The sequence below is a fragment of the Marinobacterium stanieri genome, assembly GCF_900155945.1.
GTDB classification, from domain to species: domain Bacteria; phylum Pseudomonadota; class Gammaproteobacteria; order Pseudomonadales; family Balneatricaceae; genus Marinobacterium; species Marinobacterium stanieri.
Genome location: NZ_FTMN01000005.1, coordinates 20,138 through 34,904, shown reverse-complemented (window position 1 = coordinate 34,904; position 14,767 = coordinate 20,138). Strand labels below are relative to the sequence as shown.

Below are 14,767 nucleotides of genomic sequence, written 5' to 3'. Positions count from 1 at the left end.
AAAAAGCCGCACAGGGCGGCTTTTAGAGCAGTGGATGCCGGGCTCAGGCCGTCAGCATCGCACCGCGAATCTTTTTCATGGCATTCTTTTCCAACTGACGAATGCGCTCGGCCGACACTTCGTACTCGGCCGCCAGCTCGTGCAGGGTTGCCTTTTCTTCGGCCAGCCAGCGACGCGCCAGAATGTTACGGCTGCGATCATCCAGACCTTCCATCGCACTCAGCAGTCGGCGCTGGGAATCTTCCTCCCAGTTAGCCTCTTCCAGCTGAGTAGCCGGATCAGCGGAGTGATCCTCGAGGTAGGCAGACGGTGACAGATAGGCTGCGTCTTCATCCTCGCTTGCCGGTGCATCAAAGGCGGTATCATTGGAGGCCAGACGGCCTTCCATCTGACGCACAACCTTGGCATCAACGCCCAGATCTTCAGCAACCGCTTCCACCTCTTCATTGGTCATCCAGCTCAGTTTCTTCTTCTGCGAACGCAGATTGAAGAACAGCTTGCGCTGGGCCTTGGTGGTGGCGATTTTAACGATACGCCAGTTGCGCAGAATAAATTCATGCATTTCGGCCTTGATCCAGTGCACGGCGAACGACACCAGACGTACACCCATGGTGGGATCAAAGCGCTTAACGGCCTTCATCAGGCCAACATTGCCTTCCTGAATCAGGTCGCCCAGCGGCAGACCGTATCCGGAGTAACTACGGGCAATATGAACCACAAAACGCAGGTGCGACATAACCAACTGGCGTGCCGCTTCAAGATCGCTCTGGTAATGCAGGCGTTCTGCCAGCTCCCGCTCCTCATCAGCCGTGAGGATGGGAATGGCACTCACAGTTTGAACATAGGCGTCGACATTGCGGCCCGGTGACAGCTGTTCAACAACTTGCAAGCTTGTGCCCATTCAGGAATGACCTCGCAATTTTCACTAAATTCATGCTTGTGACGCTAACTGGCGGCTAAAGTTCCGCTTTTAGCGTCGGCGTACGCGCAAAGGACTGAAAAATTTAACGCGATTCAGTGTATAGGGCAAGGGTTGCGGTTATTTTACACTTCGCCCGGTTCGATTTCGCGCAGATGACGTGCCACCGCCAGCCAGGACCCTGCCAGGCCAAGCAGGACCGATGCCCCCAGCATCAACAGCGAACCTTCCAGCCCCAGCCCCTGCAGCTGGAAACGGTTCAGGTAGAGCTCTGCAAGCGCCTGGGCCGGGTCGCTCAGCAGCGACAAGGCAACCTGCACCAGCAGCCAGGCCAGCACACCGCCCAGCAAGCCAAACCAGAAACCACTATAGAGGAAGGGACGGCGCACCCAGGCGTCGGTAGCTCCCACCAGTTTACTGACCAGGATCTCATCGCGCCGGCTTTCAATGGTCATGCGTACCGTGTTGCCGACCACCAGCAACACCGCCAGTGCCAGCAGGCCACCCAGCACATAGCTGCCACGCTGCGCCAGTGCCAGCACCGCATCCAGACGCTGCACCCACTCCATGTCCAGCACCGCATCGGAAACCTGCGACATGGCCGCCAGCTCCTCTTTCAGCAGCGGCAACTGCACCGGGTTATCAGACAGGGGCGTCACCATGATGACCGCCGGCAGCGGATTGGCATCCAACTGCTCCAGCAGATCGGCGAACGCGGAGTACTCGCGAAACTCCTCCAGCCCCTTTTGCCGACTGATCAGCTCCACGCCACTGAGGTCGTCACGCAGCAGCAGCTCGCGGCTGAAACGGTCGATGGCGGCATCGCTGAGTTCGGTCTGCATATACAGGGCGATGCGCGGCTGGGTATCCCAGCCCGACGTCAGTGCCTGCAGGTTACTCAGCGCAGCCAGCAGGAAGCCGGGCAGTGCCAGGGCAATCGCCAGTACCGCCAGCGTCATGAACGAGGCCACCGGCGTTTGCCGCAGCCGCAACAGGGCACCTTTGGCTACGCTGACATGGTGCCGGCGCCAGCTGCGACGGCGGTCGGCAGATTCAACACGGTGCTGCCGGGCACCGCGTCTTGGCGTATTGTCGGGAGCGCTACGTTTATTAGTCATCTGCTATCAGGCGTCCGTTTCTGAGCGTCAGCACGCGGTGGTGCATGCGGTTAATCAACGAATGGTCATGGCTGGCAATCAACACGGTAGTGCCAATCTGGTTGAACTGCTCAAACAGGCGCATGATGTCTTCAGACAGTTCCGGGTCCAGGTTACCGGTGGGCTCATCCGCCAGCAGCAGACGCGGCTTGTGCACGATGGCACGGGCAATGCCCACACGCTGCTGCTCACCGGTGGAAAGCATGATCGGGTTGTGTTTTTCCCGGTCCAACAGGCCTACCTTATCCAGCGCAGCGCGCACACGGCGGGCGGCATCGGCCGGATCATAGCCGCTGATCTGCAGTGGCAGCGCCACGTTGTCGAACACGGTGCGATCAAACAGCAGCTGGTGGTTCTGGAACACCACCCCCACCTGGCGCCGCAGCAGCGGAATCTGGGAGCGATGCAGCCGGGACAGATCCTGCTGCCCCACCCACACCTGGCCACGACTGGGCCGCTCCATCAACATGATCAGCTTCATCAGGGTGCTTTTACCCGCCCCTGAGTGCCCGGTCAGAAAACTCATCTCCCCGGACGCCAGCTCAAAGTTGACGCCCAGCAGGGCATCCTGACCACTGCTGTAGCGCTTGAACACGTTGCTGAAGCGAATCGCGGCCATACCGGCTCCTTAAATCAGTCTTCGAACAGTGCCTGGACAAACTCATCCGCTTCGAACGGACGCAGATCATCCACCTGCTCACCCACACCGATAAAGCGGATCGGCAGACCGAACTGTTTGGCGATGGCGAAGATAATGCCACCTTTGGCTGTGCCGTCCAGCTTGGTCAGGGTAATGCCGGTCACGCCGACGGAATCCTTGAACTGTTTGGCCTGACTGATCGCATTCTGGCCGGTGCCCGCGTCCAGCACCAGCATCACTTCGTGCGGGGCATCCGGGTCCAGCTTCTTCATCACGCGGACAACCTTTTCCAGCTCCTGCATCAGGTTGTCCTTGTTCTGCAGACGACCGGCCGTATCGGCAATCAGCACATCCACGCCACGGGACTGCGCCGATTGCAGGGCATCAAAGATAACGGAGGCTGAATCAGCCCCTGTATGCTGAGCCACCACCGGCACGTTGTTACGCTCGCCCCACACCTGCAGCTGCTCAACCGCAGCGGCACGGAAGGTATCCCCGGCTGCCAGCATCACCGATTTGCCTTCGCCCTGGAAACGCTTGGCCAGCTTGCCGATGGTGGTGGTTTTACCCACGCCATTGACACCTACCATCAGAATCACGGCCGGCTTTTTCTCGGGCAACCGCAGCGGGTGCTCAACACCGCCCAACAGATCGCCCAATTCTTCCTTCAGTGCTTCTTTCAGCGCATCCGCATCTTTCAGCTGATTACGCTCAACACGGTCGGTGAGGCGGTTGATAATTTCGGTCGTGGCTTCGACACCGATATCCGCCATCAGCAGGGTGGTTTCAATCTCTTCCAGCAGATCATCATCGATCTCCTTGGCACCGAGGAAGAGATCTCCCAGCTGCTCGGTGAGATTGGCCTTGGTTCGGCTCAAGCCATTTTTAATGCGAGCAAAGAAACCGGCTTTTTTCTCTTCAGGGTTTTCGGCCGCCGCTTTGGCTGCCGCTTCTTCGGCCTGGCGGGCTGCTTCTTCCTCAGCTGCTTTACGCTCGGCGTCTTCGCGAGCCTGTTGTTCAGCTGCTTCTGCTGCCTGACGCGCTGCCTCTTCCTCAGCGGCTTTACGCTCTGCTTCTTCGCGCGCCTGCTGTTCGGCTGCTTCTGCTGCCTGACGCGCCGCTTCTTCCTCAGCCGCCTTGCGCTCAGCTTCTTCACGGGCCTGCTGCTCAGCTGCTTCTGCTGCCTTACGGGCCGCTTCTTCAGCCGCCTTACGCTCAGCTTCTTCACGGGCCTGCTGTTCAGCCGCTTCTGCTGCCTGACGCGCTGCCTCTTCCTCGGCCACCTTGCGCTCGGCCTCTTCACGGGCCTGCTGCTCAGCCACTTCTGCTGCCTGACGCGCCGCTTCTTCTTCAGCCGCCTTGCGCTCGGCTTCCTCGCGCGCCTGCTGTTCGGCTGCTTCTGTTGCCCGACGCGCCGCTTCTTCCTCGGCCACCTTGCGCTCAGCTTCTTCACGGGCCTGTTGTTCAGCCGCTTCTGCTGCCTGACGCGCTGCCTCTTCTTCAGCCGCCTTTCGCTCGGCTTCTTCGCGGGCCTGCTGCTCAGCCGCTTCTGCTGCCTTACGCGCAGTCTCTTCCTCGGCTGCCTTGCGCTCGGCTTCTTCACGGGCCTGTTGCTCGGCTTCAGCTGCCGCTTGGCGTGCAGCCTCTTCTACTTCCGCAGTCTGTTTCGCTTCAGGCTCGGTAGCAACGGTCGGTTTCTGCTCGGATTGCGGCAGTTCGTCCGCTGCCGACGGGCGACGCATTGCGCGTACTACAATCAACAAAAATACGATGGCCAGAGCACCGGCCAGATAGGGCAAGATGGCAGGATCAAGGCCCTGTTCAGTCATCCAGGTGTAGAGCGCGTCCATAGTCTGTAATATCCGCGGTAGAGGGCCTGTTCTGACAGGCCTGCGAGTTGAAACCCAATGGGCGGCTATCTTAGCACAGAGCCCCCCATGACCAACCCGGCAGCCCCCAATCCAGGACCCGGAAAATGTCCCGACCCTTTCTCAATCGACGTCAGCTTTGGCTCCTCATCATCCTGTTGCCCGGGGTGATCCTGCTGCTGTCACTGCTGGGCCCCCTGCCTGGCGGTCAGGACCTGCAAATCAGTGAAGACCGTCGCCTGTACCAGATGCGCCAGTCTCGTGAGGACTATCAACTGCAGCTGCTGCTGCCATTACCGGCACCCGACACGGCAGAACGTTGGCTGGTAAACAGGCTTTTACCCGATGTCATGAAGCAGCGCCTGAGTACTCCAGAAGCACAGCAATGGCTTCAGCAACAGCAGTGGCAAATTGTCAGCAGTAACAGCGATACGGAGTGGCAACTGCTGATACAGACATCCGCTCCCCCTGATAATGAACAACTGCGCTCCCTGCTTCAGCACCTGACCGCCCCTGTCGATATGGACTGGACACAGCGGGTCAACACCAGCCTGGCCACTCGCTATCTGAACCTGCATACCCCCGATGAGGCAGCTTTGGCCGCCTTGCAGCCGGGGACATTCCCGCGCCCATGGCAGGTGACCCCTGCCTCGCTGCTGGATGAGTGGGTAACATCCGAGCGACTGCTGATGACCCTGCAAACACCCGAGTTCCTGCCACTCACCGCGCCTGCCGTACCGGATGCCAAAACCGGACCGGCAACTACGGTGACCGCCACACCGCTGCCCAGCGCGGACCCTGCGGGCCAGGGCGTACTGCATCACTGGCGTTGGTCTGCGCCAGCCGATTTGGAAGGTCTGGCACGTACTCAGCTGGCTCTGGCCTGTGTACAGGAACAACTGTCATTAATAAGTCAGGGTAACTTCCGCCTGCGCTGGCGAGCCTGGCACGGTTTCGCCGATCTTGATCTGCTTTTGCAACAGACGGCACTGAAGCCGGAACAGTTACTCAGCTGCCCCGACCAGGACCGCTATGATCAACTGCGCCAGCAACTGGCTGAATACTGGGAGGGGCGATTGGCGGCAGACGCCAGTACCTGGCTGCTGTTACTGGCCCGCCACAGGTTGCCGGCCGAAACACCCGACAGGCTGGTTTCGCAGCTGGAGCAGTTGCCACGCAGCGATATTCAGCAACACTTGCAGCGTTTGGCAGGCTCTGATACTTATCGTCGGCTGAATTTTCTCCCGGTCACCGAGGACCCTCATGCCCCGTCGCAATAACAACCAACGCGCCCGCCGTCCGCAGAATGGCCCTGAGCTTTCCCGCACCAGTCTTCGCATCATCGGGGGCCAATGGCGCGGCCGCAAACTGGACTTCCCCGCCATTGAAGGCCTGCGCCCGACACCGGACCGGGTGCGCGAAACCCTGTTTAACTGGCTGCAGACGGATGTGCCCGGCGCCCAGTGTCTGGACCTGTTTACCGGCAGTGGTGCACTGGGGCTGGAAGCATTGTCACGTGGCGCAGCCAGCGTCACCTTTGTGGACCGTGCACCAGAGGTCGTCCGACAGCTGCGCAGCAACCTGAATGTGCTCAAGGCACAGAATGCGGAATGTGTGACAGCCTCGGCACTGGACTGGCTGGAGCAGCGCAAAACGGGAGAAGAGGCACGCTATGATCTGGTCTTTATCGACCCGCCGTTCCGCAAGGGGATGGTTGCGCCTATTTGCACACTGCTGGAACAACGCCAGTTGCTGCAGTCACAGGCCATGATCTATATCGAAACCGAAGCGGAGTTGCCGTTGGAAGGTATCCCGGAGAACTGGCAGTTACACCGGGAAAAGAAAGCCGGCCAGGTGGCCTATCGGCTATTTCTGCGGCAGCCCCTGCTGGACTAGAGCCAGCAGCCGCTTGCCCTCACTGACCAGGTCTGTTTCGGGCTCATTCAGCCAATGCATCAATAGCCCATCCAGCAATATTTGCAGCGACTGTGCCAGCTCTGCGGGCACTGTCTTCTTGCGCACCTGCTTTTGCTTGCGGGCCTGCTTGATAAAGAACTTCTGCTGCTCCAGCCACAACTCCCGATTGGCCATCAGGCGCTCCTGCAACGGCGCCAGATCGCTCAACGGCTGCGCCTGCATATAGAAGACGCGATACAGTTGCTGTGCCTGAACGTCCCGCCGGAAAGCGTCCAGAACGCCCAGAAAATAAAGTTCCAGTGCGGCCAGGGCGTCCTGCTGTACCGCCTGGCGTTGTTCCAGATACTGAGCTTCAAAGGGCAGCATGTACTCAAGATGGATCTGCTCCAGCAAGTCCGCGCGATTTTTGAAGTGCCAGTAGAGGGCACCATGGGTTACCCCGGCTTCCGCTGCTATCTGCTTCAGGGTGGTCGCGGTAATGCCCTGCTCACTGAACAGCCTTAATGCCGTTGCCAGCAGGCTCTGTCGTGTTTGTTCGGCCTCCTCTCGGGTCCGTCGCGCCATGGTGATGTCCTTATTTACATTGTCCAAGGTATAAAAAGAAGATAGACCCTAGAGCCACCATATCAAGCTGGCAAGGGCTGTAAGACAAGCTTCATACAAGTGTCATATTTACAGCTATTCAATATAACCTTTGTGGATAAAAAATAATTTATTAATAACCATTTTGATACTTATCATTCCTCTAATCTATTTGTGCCCCTGTGCCAATTGGGCTAACATCCCGCTCAACAGTGTTGCCCATTCGCCATTACAAGGTCAGCTGAACCGCTATGAACACGGCAATCTACCCCGGTACGTTTGATCCGATCACCAACGGCCATTCCGATCTGGTAGGGCGCGCGGCGCGTCTGTTCGATCACGTCGTGGTCGCCGTTGCTGCCAGCCCCAAGAAGAAGCCCATGCTGCCACTGGAGCAGCGGGTTGATCTGGCCAAGGCAGCCCTCGACCATCTGCCAAACGTCGAGGTTATCGGCTTTGATTGCCTGCTGGCCAACCTGGTGCGTGATCAGGAAGCCAACATTATCCTGCGCGGACTGAGAGCTGTTTCGGACTTTGAATTCGAGTTTCAGCTGGCCAATATGAACCGCAAACTGGCACCTCAGGCAGAAAGTCTGTTTCTGACACCTGCCGAGCACCTGTCGTTCATCTCTTCGACTCTGATTCGGGAGATTGCATCGCTGGGCGGAGATGTCAGCCAGTTCGTTCATCCTGCCGTGTCCCGTGCGCTTGAGCAGCACCTGAGCCAGCAATAAAGAACCTGTCAGATTGAGTGAGGTAGCCAGTCATGGCATTGATGATTACTGATGAATGCATCAACTGTGATGTATGTGAACCGGAATGCCCTAACGAGGCGATCTCCCCGGGAGACGAGATCTATGAGATCGATCCTGGCAAGTGCACCGAGTGTGTGGGTCACTACGACACACCTCAGTGTGTTGAGGTTTGCCCGGTCGACTGTATCCCGAAAGATCCGGATCATGTCGAAAGTGAAGACATGCTGATGGACAAGTACCACAAGCTGACCGGCAGCTGATTGCCCTTCAGCAGGTAGTAAAACGGCGACCCCAGGGTCGCCGTTTTTCGTTTACAGCCGGTATGCTTGCTTACTGAGACTGAACTCCTGTTCCAGCCGTTCGCCAATGATATTGTCGCCCTCAGCCAGCCAGTGGGCATATTGCATGTGCAGGCAGCGCACCTTGTCCCATTGCGCAATGCCGCCAATCCCGTAACGATCAAACAGATCGCTGAAGCCCAGCTGCTCAATACGCTGACGATCCTCATCGCGCATCAGCTGCCAGCGCTTGTCCACGTAACGCTGCTGCTGTGCCAGATAGGTGGCGCGCAGTTCATCATCTTCCTGCAGCGCCTGCTCAATTTGTTTGACCCAACCCGAGTCTTCAATCCGGCCGATAGCACGGCATAAGTCTCGCCCGCTCAGCCAGTACAAAGTCGGAAACGGCTGGTCAGCCACCAGGGTACGCATCTGAAGTACCAGAGGCAGCCCCGTATCGGTGGCGCAGGCCACCGCTTCAATACCGCGGGGCTCGCGGCCTATCTGCTGCTCGATCAGTTCCAGCTGTTGCGGTGTCGGCACCTGCCGGCGGGTATCAAACCTGTGCATATACATCTCCAGTTCCCAGCCAGCGCCGGATCAGGGCTTCGTTCAGAGCCGATTGAGTTCCCAGATCTGCCGCCACCTGATGGATGCGTGGCAGCAGGTCTGCATCCCGTTGCAGGTCGGCAATGCGAAACTGCATCATGCCGGTCTGACGCGTGCCCAGTACTTCACCCGGGCCCCGCAGCTCAAGGTCCTTCTCGGCGATGCGAAAACCATCGGTGGTTTCACGCATGACGCCCAGGCGTTCTCGCCCCTGCTTTGACAGCGGCGCATGGTACATGAGGACACAGTAGCTTTCGACACTGCCGCGCCCCACACGCCCGCGCAGCTGATGCAATTGCGCCAGCCCCAGCCGCTCGGGGTTTTCGATGATCATCAGGCTGGCATTGGGCACATCAACACCCACCTCAATCACCGTGGTCGCCACCAGCAGATCCAGCTCGGCGGCCTTAAAGCGCGCCATAATATCCGCCTTTTCGGCGGGCTTCATGCGCCCGTGGACCAGCCCGATACGCAACTGGGGCAACAGTTCCTTGAGTCGCTCGGCGGTCACTTCAGCCGCCTCGCACTGCAGGGCTTCCGATTCTTCGATCAGGGTACACACCCAATATGCCTGTCGCCCTTCGGCGCAGGCCTGACGTACACGTTCTACCACCTGGTCACGTCGCGAGTCGGCAATCACCACCGTCTGCACCGGGGTGCGTCCCGGCGGCAGTTCATCGATGATGGAACAATCCAGATCCGCATAGGCACTCATGGTCAGGGTGCGCGGAATGGGCGTAGCCGTCATGATCAGCTGATGCGGACTGCGTTCACCATTACGCCCCTTCTCTTTCAGGCTCAGGCGCTGATGCACGCCGAAACGATGCTGCTCGTCGATCACCACAACGCCCAGATCTGCAAACACCACTTCATCCTGAAACAGGGCGTGGGTGCCCACCACCACAGGGGCCTCACCTGTGCGTATTGCTTCAAGCTGTGCCTCTCGGGCCTTGCCTTTCACCTTGCCGGCCAGCCAGGCCACCTTGATGCCCAGCGGCTCCAGCCATTGGGTGAAGTTGATATGGTGCTGTTCAGCGAGGATTTCGGTCGGCGCCATGACTGCCGCCTGCAGCCCGTTCTCGACCGCCTGCAAGGCCGCCAGCGCGGCCACCACCGTCTTGCCTGAGCCCACGTCCCCCTGCACCAGACGCAGCATGGGCAGCGGTTGCTGCAGATCCCGGGCCACCTCCCGCGCCACGCGCAGCTGGGCCGCCGTCAGTTCAAAGGGCAGTTGCTGTAGAAACGGCCGACTGAACTCGCCACTGGCTTTCAGTGCCGGTGCGCCCTGCTGCTGCACACGCTGACGTGCTTTCTGCAGCGACAGGTGATGCGCCAGAAGCTCCTCCATCGCCAGACGTCGCTGGGCCGGGTGCTTACCTTCCAGCAGCAGTTCCTGATCCACATCGACCGGGGGGTGATGCAGATACAGCAGCGAATCCGGCAGGCTTGGCATTAACCATTGTTCAAGCAATGTTTTTGGCAGCAGATCCTGGAAGCCTTCTGTCTTCATCCATTCCAGCGCCAAGGTTATGAGGCTGCGAATACGCCCCTGGGTCAGGCCCTCGGTGAGCGGGTATACCGGCGTCAGCTCCTCGGACATGACGGCCGGTTCTTCGCCCTTCAGCAGCTTGTATTCGGGATGCACCATCTCCAGACCACCCGGGCCAGGACGGGCCTCACCAAAGCAGAGCAAACGAGCACCGGGCTGGAAGCTGTTTTTCTGTGCCGCCCGAAAATGGAAGAACCTCAGGCTCAGGGTGCCGCTGCCATCCTGTACCCGGCACATAAGACTGCGACGGCGCCCCTGCAGGATATCGGCGGCGCGTACGCTGGCTTCGATCATTACCTCGTCGCCCGGCCTCAGGCTGCCGATCGGCACGACGCGGGTGCGGTCCTGATAGCGTAGCGGCAGGTGCAGCAGCAAATCCTGCACCGTATGAATGCCCAGGCGCTCAAGCTTCAGAGCCAGGGCCGTTCCGACCCCTTTCAGTTCAGTAACCGGAACCCCTGCTTCAGGAGCTGACATCACTCTCGGCCTTTACCTGGCAGTGTTGAATGGCTTCCACCAGCACATCAATCGCCTTGGGGCGCGGGAAGCTGGCACGCCAGGCCACCGCCACGGTGCGCATGGGTTGTGGCTGCTTGAACGGGCGAATCTCGACCAGATCCGTTGCCGGGTGGTTCTGAATCGCCGACAGCGGCAACACGCTGGTACCCAGCCCGGACGCGACCATCATTCGAATGGTTTCCAGCGAGCTGCCCTCGGTGACCGTGTGTTGATCATGGAAAGACTGATTCAGAGTGGGACAGGCCTCCAGAACCTGATCGCGGAAGCAGTGGCCTTCGCCCAGCAACAGCATGCGAATTTCATTCATCTGCCGCGAGTCGATTTCGTCCTGCTGTGCCAGCTCATGCCCCTTAGGGATCGCCATCATGAAGGGCTCGTCATACAGCGGACGGGTCAGCACATCAGCTTCATGGAACGGCAGCGCGATGATAATGGCGTCCAGCTCACCATTACGGATCTTGGTGCGCAGGTTATCGGTGAAGTTTTCTTCAATGTAGAGCGGCATGTCCGGCGCCAGGCGCTGGATCTGCGGAATCAGCTGGGGAAACAGATAGGGTCCGATGGTGTAGATGGCACCGATACGCAGCGGGCTGGCCAGCTGGTCCTTGCCTTCGCGGGCCAGCTCTTTCACGGCCTCGGCCTGCTCCAGTACCGTCTGGGCCTGGCGCACGACCTTCTCACCCACCGGTGTCACGCGGACGGCGTTCTTGCTGCGCTCAAACAGGGCGACGCCCAGTTCCTCTTCCAGCTTCTTGACGGCGATCGACAGCGTCGGCTGGCTGACATAACAGCGCTCGGCGGCGTGGCCGAAATGCTGTTCCCGCGCCAGGGTGACAATGTATCGCAGCTCCGTCAGCGTCATCAGGACGTACCTCTGTTAGGATGAAACAAATCGTATCTTAGGGGTCATTATGCAGGAACAACGCGTGCTCATCGCCGGCTGTGGCGATATCGGGACCCGGCTCGGGCTGAAACTGGCGGCCGAGGGGGCGCAGGTGTTCGGGCTTCGCCGTACTATAAACCAGCTTCCGGACGGCATCCACGGCATTGCGGCGGATATGGCCGACCCCGCCAGCCTGGCCAACCTGCCCGAATGCGATTACCTGTTCTTCACCGCAGCGGCCAAAAGCCGTGAACCCGGCGTGTATCGACAGACTTATGTGGACGGACTGCGCAACCTGCTGGCCGCTCTGCCATCACCGCCACGACACTTGTTCGTCACCGGCAGCACCGGTATCTACCACCAGCACGAACACGACTGGGTAGATGAACAGTCCGCCACCGACCCGACCACGGACAGCGGTCGCTGTCTGCTGGAGAGCGAACAGTTGGCGCTGCATTCGGGTATTCCCGCCACCATTGTGCGCTTCAGTGGCATCTACGGCCCGGGTCGTGACCACCTTCAGCGCCGGGTGCTGGAGGGTATTGCCGCGCCCGCCGAGCCGCTGCATTACAGCAACCGGATCCATCGGGATGATTGTGTGGGGGTATTACGTCACCTGTTGCGGCTGCATCAGGATGGGCATGCGCTCAAACCGGTCTATCTGGCCAGTGACGATGCACCGACACCAATTCATGAAGTGATGGAGTGGATAGCGGAGCAGCTGGGCGTGACCATTACCCGTCGTGAACAGGTCCGCCGCGGGGGCAGCAAACGTTGCAGTAACCGCCGACTGCGCGCCAGCGGTTATCGCTTTCAGTACCCGGATTACCAGAGCGGCTACCGGGCACTGCTGCAACGTTGATCAGGACACGGCCAGATCGTCCAGCAGCATCTGCTGGGCGCTGAAACGCTCCTCGCCTTCCTTGGGCTGCACCAGGCTGTAACTGCCGTCAGAATGCAGTTCCCAGGCCTGTACGTTGTCGCGCAGGTAGTATTCCAGCTCGTTGCGAATGCGCTCGGCGTGCTTGCCGAACAGCTCAAAGCCGGTCTCGACACGGTTGAGCATGTTGCGCTCCATCCAGTCGGCACTGGACCCGATCACCACCGGCTTGCCGCCATCGTTGGCAAACCAGTAGATACGGGTGTGCTCAAGGAAGCGACCAATGATGGAACGCACCCGGATATTATCCGATACACCTTCCAGCCCCGGACGCAGACGGCACATGCCACGAATCACCAGATCGATCTGCACACCCGCCTGAGAGGCTTCATAGAGCGCGCGGATCAGCTTGGGCTCGGTCAAACCGTTCACCTTGATGATGATATGCCCTTTCTTGCCTGCCTTGACGTTGCGGATCTCGTTCTGGATCAGCTCCAGCATCTTGGCATGCAGGGTAAACGGCGCGTTGTAGAGTTTCTGCAGCTTCTGGATCTTGCCCATGCCGGTCAGCTGCTGGAAGATCTTGTGCACATCCTCGCCCACTTCATCGTCGGCGGTCATGTAGCTGTAGTCGGTGTAGAGACGCGCGGTACCCGAGTGGTAGTTGCCGGTACCCAGGTGGCTGTAGCGCACCAGATCCGGCCCTTCGCGACGTACCACCAGCATCATCTTGGCGTGGGTCTTGTAGCCCACCACGCCGTACACCACCAGACAGCCGGCTTCCTGCAGGCGGGAGGCCAGCTGCAGGTTGCTCTCTTCATCAAAACGGGCACGCAGTTCGATGACCACGGTGACTTCCTTGCCGTTGCGGGCCGCTTCTACCAGCGCATTGACGATGTCGGACTTAACACCGGTGCGGTAGAGCGTCTGCTTGATCGCCACCACCTGAGGGTCCTTGGCCGCCTGACGCAACAGGTCCACCACCGGAGTGAACGACTGGAACGGGTGCTGCAGCAGCTGATCGTTTTTGCGCAGCACGGCAAAGATATCTTCATTGTTCTTGAGCTTGTTGGGCATACCGGGTGAGAACGGCTTCCAACGCAGCTCGGGGCGCTCCACCAGGTCTCGCACCGCCATCAAACGGGTCAGGTTGACCGGGCCGTTAACGCGGTAGACGTGGCTGTCTGCCAGCTTGAATTCATCCTGCAGGAACTGGATCAGTTCCGAGGGGGTACGACTGTCCACTTCCAGACGTACGGCGTCACCAAACTTGCGCGAATGCAGTTCACCACGCAGTGCGCGGGCCAGGTCCTCGATCTCTTCGAAGTCGAAGCTGAGGTCGGCATTACGGGTGATACGGAACTGGAAGCAGCCATCCACCTTCATGCCCGGAAACAGCTCCTCGGCAAATTCGTGGATGATGGAGGACAGGAAGATCAGGTTATCACCGCCCTCGCAGAGTTCATCCGGCAGCCTGATCAGACGCGGCAGCGAGCGCGGTGCCGGAATGATGGCCATGCCGGTTTCACGACCAAAGGCATCCTTGCCGTCCAGCTCAACAATAAAGTTGAGACTCTTGTTCACCAGGCGCGGGAACGGATGCGACGGGTCCAGACCAATCGGGCTGATCACCGGCAGCACCTGGTCTTCAAAGTATTCCTGTACCCAGGCTCGCTGCGCCTCGGTCCAGTTGGCGCGGCGCAGGAAACGGATATTCTCCGCTTCCAGCGCCGGGAACATGATGTCGTTGAGGATCTTGTACTGACGATCAACGTTGATGGCACAGATCTCGCTGATGCGGTCGAGCACCTTCTGCGGATGCATGGCATCCGGCCCCACCGCTTCACGCCCATACTTGAGCTGACGCAACTGCTCTGCCACCCGGATTTCGAAGAACTCATCCAGGTTGCTGGAGAAGATCAGCAGGAACATCAGCCGTTCCAGCAGCGGATAGCTTTCATCCAGCGCCTGCTCCAGCACACGCACGTTAAACTGCAGATGGCTCAGCTCCCGGTTGATGTACAGCTCGGGGGCCTTGAGGTCGACCGGCACTTCCTCGATCGGGTCGATCGTGGGCAGTATTTCACGGCTTTCCACCAGCGCGGCGGTGGCTTCCTGCTGCTCTGGCTGCGCCAGCTGCTCTTCCTCAAGTACCTGTACGCTGTCGTTCATCTTGACCTCCTAGTTCCAGGCTGACGTCCATCTGCTCTG

14 protein-coding genes are annotated in these 14,767 nt (G+C 59.4%); 5 read left to right on the top strand and 9 right to left on the bottom strand.

The features are described from left to right. Positions 1–43: 43 nt before the first annotated feature. From rpoH to ftsY, 4 genes are all read right to left on the bottom strand, one after another. A complete protein-coding gene (rpoH, locus tag BW956_RS11975) occupies positions 44–901 on the bottom strand; it encodes an RNA polymerase sigma factor RpoH (RefSeq protein ID WP_010324583.1) in 858 nt (285 codons plus the stop codon). Between the two features lie 143 nt (positions 902–1,044). Then, a complete protein-coding gene (gene ftsX / locus BW956_RS11970; protein ID WP_076462945.1) occupies positions 1,045–2,037 on the bottom strand; it encodes a permease-like cell division protein FtsX in 993 nt (330 codons plus the stop codon). After that, on the bottom strand, positions 2,030–2,695 hold the full coding sequence (gene ftsE, locus BW956_RS11965) for a cell division ATP-binding protein FtsE (protein ID WP_010324585.1): 666 nt from the start codon (positions 2,693–2,695) through the stop codon (positions 2,030–2,032). Before ftsE ends, ftsX begins: the two co-directional genes overlap by 8 nt. 14 nt (positions 2,696–2,709) lie before the next feature. Further along, entirely contained in the window at positions 2,710–4,038 is a 1,329-nt protein-coding gene (gene ftsY / locus BW956_RS11960; protein WP_244894371.1) for a signal recognition particle-docking protein FtsY, read from the bottom strand. A 653-nt stretch (positions 4,039–4,691) separates the two neighbouring features. On the opposite strand from ftsY, the gene BW956_RS11955 reads away from it, so the two are divergent. Beyond that, the gene (locus BW956_RS11955) at positions 4,692–5,864 is read left to right on the top strand and encodes a hypothetical protein (protein ID WP_076462944.1); all 1,173 of its coding nucleotides are present in this window, start codon (positions 4,692–4,694) and stop codon (positions 5,862–5,864) included. Beyond that, positions 5,848–6,480 (top strand): 16S rRNA (guanine(966)-N(2))-methyltransferase RsmD, encoded by a 633-nt coding sequence (gene rsmD / locus BW956_RS11950; protein WP_175612006.1) that lies wholly within the window; start codon positions 5,848–5,850, stop codon positions 6,478–6,480. Before BW956_RS11955 ends, rsmD begins: the two co-directional genes overlap by 17 nt. On the opposite strand, the gene BW956_RS11945 is transcribed toward rsmD, so the two are convergent. Further along, the gene (locus BW956_RS11945) at positions 6,451–7,065 is read right to left on the bottom strand and encodes a TetR family transcriptional regulator (protein WP_076462943.1); all 615 of its coding nucleotides are present in this window, start codon (positions 7,063–7,065) and stop codon (positions 6,451–6,453) included. The genes rsmD and BW956_RS11945 overlap by 30 nt on opposite strands. Before the next feature lie 269 nt (positions 7,066–7,334). On the opposite strand from BW956_RS11945, the gene coaD reads away from it, so the two are divergent. Both coaD and BW956_RS11935 read left to right on the top strand, forming a co-directional pair. Further along, entirely contained in the window at positions 7,335–7,817 is a 483-nt protein-coding gene (gene coaD, locus BW956_RS11940) for a pantetheine-phosphate adenylyltransferase (RefSeq protein ID WP_010325022.1), read from the top strand. A gap of 32 nt (positions 7,818–7,849) precedes the next feature. Further along, the gene (locus BW956_RS11935) at positions 7,850–8,098 is read left to right on the top strand and encodes a YfhL family 4Fe-4S dicluster ferredoxin (protein ID WP_010325023.1); all 249 of its coding nucleotides are present in this window, start codon (positions 7,850–7,852) and stop codon (positions 8,096–8,098) included. 51 nt (positions 8,099–8,149) lie between these two features. Here the strand turns inward: BW956_RS11935 and BW956_RS11930 are convergent, their stop codons facing one another. The 3 genes from BW956_RS11930 to BW956_RS11920 are packed head-to-tail and all read right to left on the bottom strand — an operon-like array spanning position 8,150 to position 11,655. Continuing rightward, on the bottom strand, positions 8,150–8,686 hold the full coding sequence (locus BW956_RS11930; RefSeq protein ID WP_076462942.1) for a DUF501 domain-containing protein: 537 nt from the start codon (positions 8,684–8,686) through the stop codon (positions 8,150–8,152). Then, positions 8,673–10,751 (bottom strand): ATP-dependent DNA helicase RecG, encoded by a 2,079-nt coding sequence (gene recG / locus BW956_RS11925; RefSeq protein ID WP_076462941.1) that lies wholly within the window; start codon positions 10,749–10,751, stop codon positions 8,673–8,675. Before recG ends, BW956_RS11930 begins: the two co-directional genes overlap by 14 nt. Further along, on the bottom strand, positions 10,738–11,655 hold the full coding sequence (locus tag BW956_RS11920) for a hydrogen peroxide-inducible genes activator (protein ID WP_010325026.1): 918 nt from the start codon (positions 11,653–11,655) through the stop codon (positions 10,738–10,740). Before BW956_RS11920 ends, recG begins: the two co-directional genes overlap by 14 nt. A gap of 49 nt (positions 11,656–11,704) precedes the next feature. Here BW956_RS11920 and BW956_RS11915 point away from each other — a divergent pair, with 49 nt between their 5' ends. Then, positions 11,705–12,538: an SDR family oxidoreductase gene (locus BW956_RS11915; protein ID WP_076462940.1), complete on the top strand. Its 834-nt coding sequence runs from the start codon at positions 11,705–11,707 to the stop codon at positions 12,536–12,538. On the opposite strand, the gene ppk1 is transcribed toward BW956_RS11915, so the two are convergent. Further along, positions 12,539–14,728, bottom strand: a complete 2,190-nt coding sequence (ppk1, locus tag BW956_RS11910; protein ID WP_076462939.1) for a polyphosphate kinase 1 — start codon at positions 14,726–14,728, stop codon at positions 12,539–12,541. Positions 14,729–14,767: the final 39 nt, after the last annotated feature.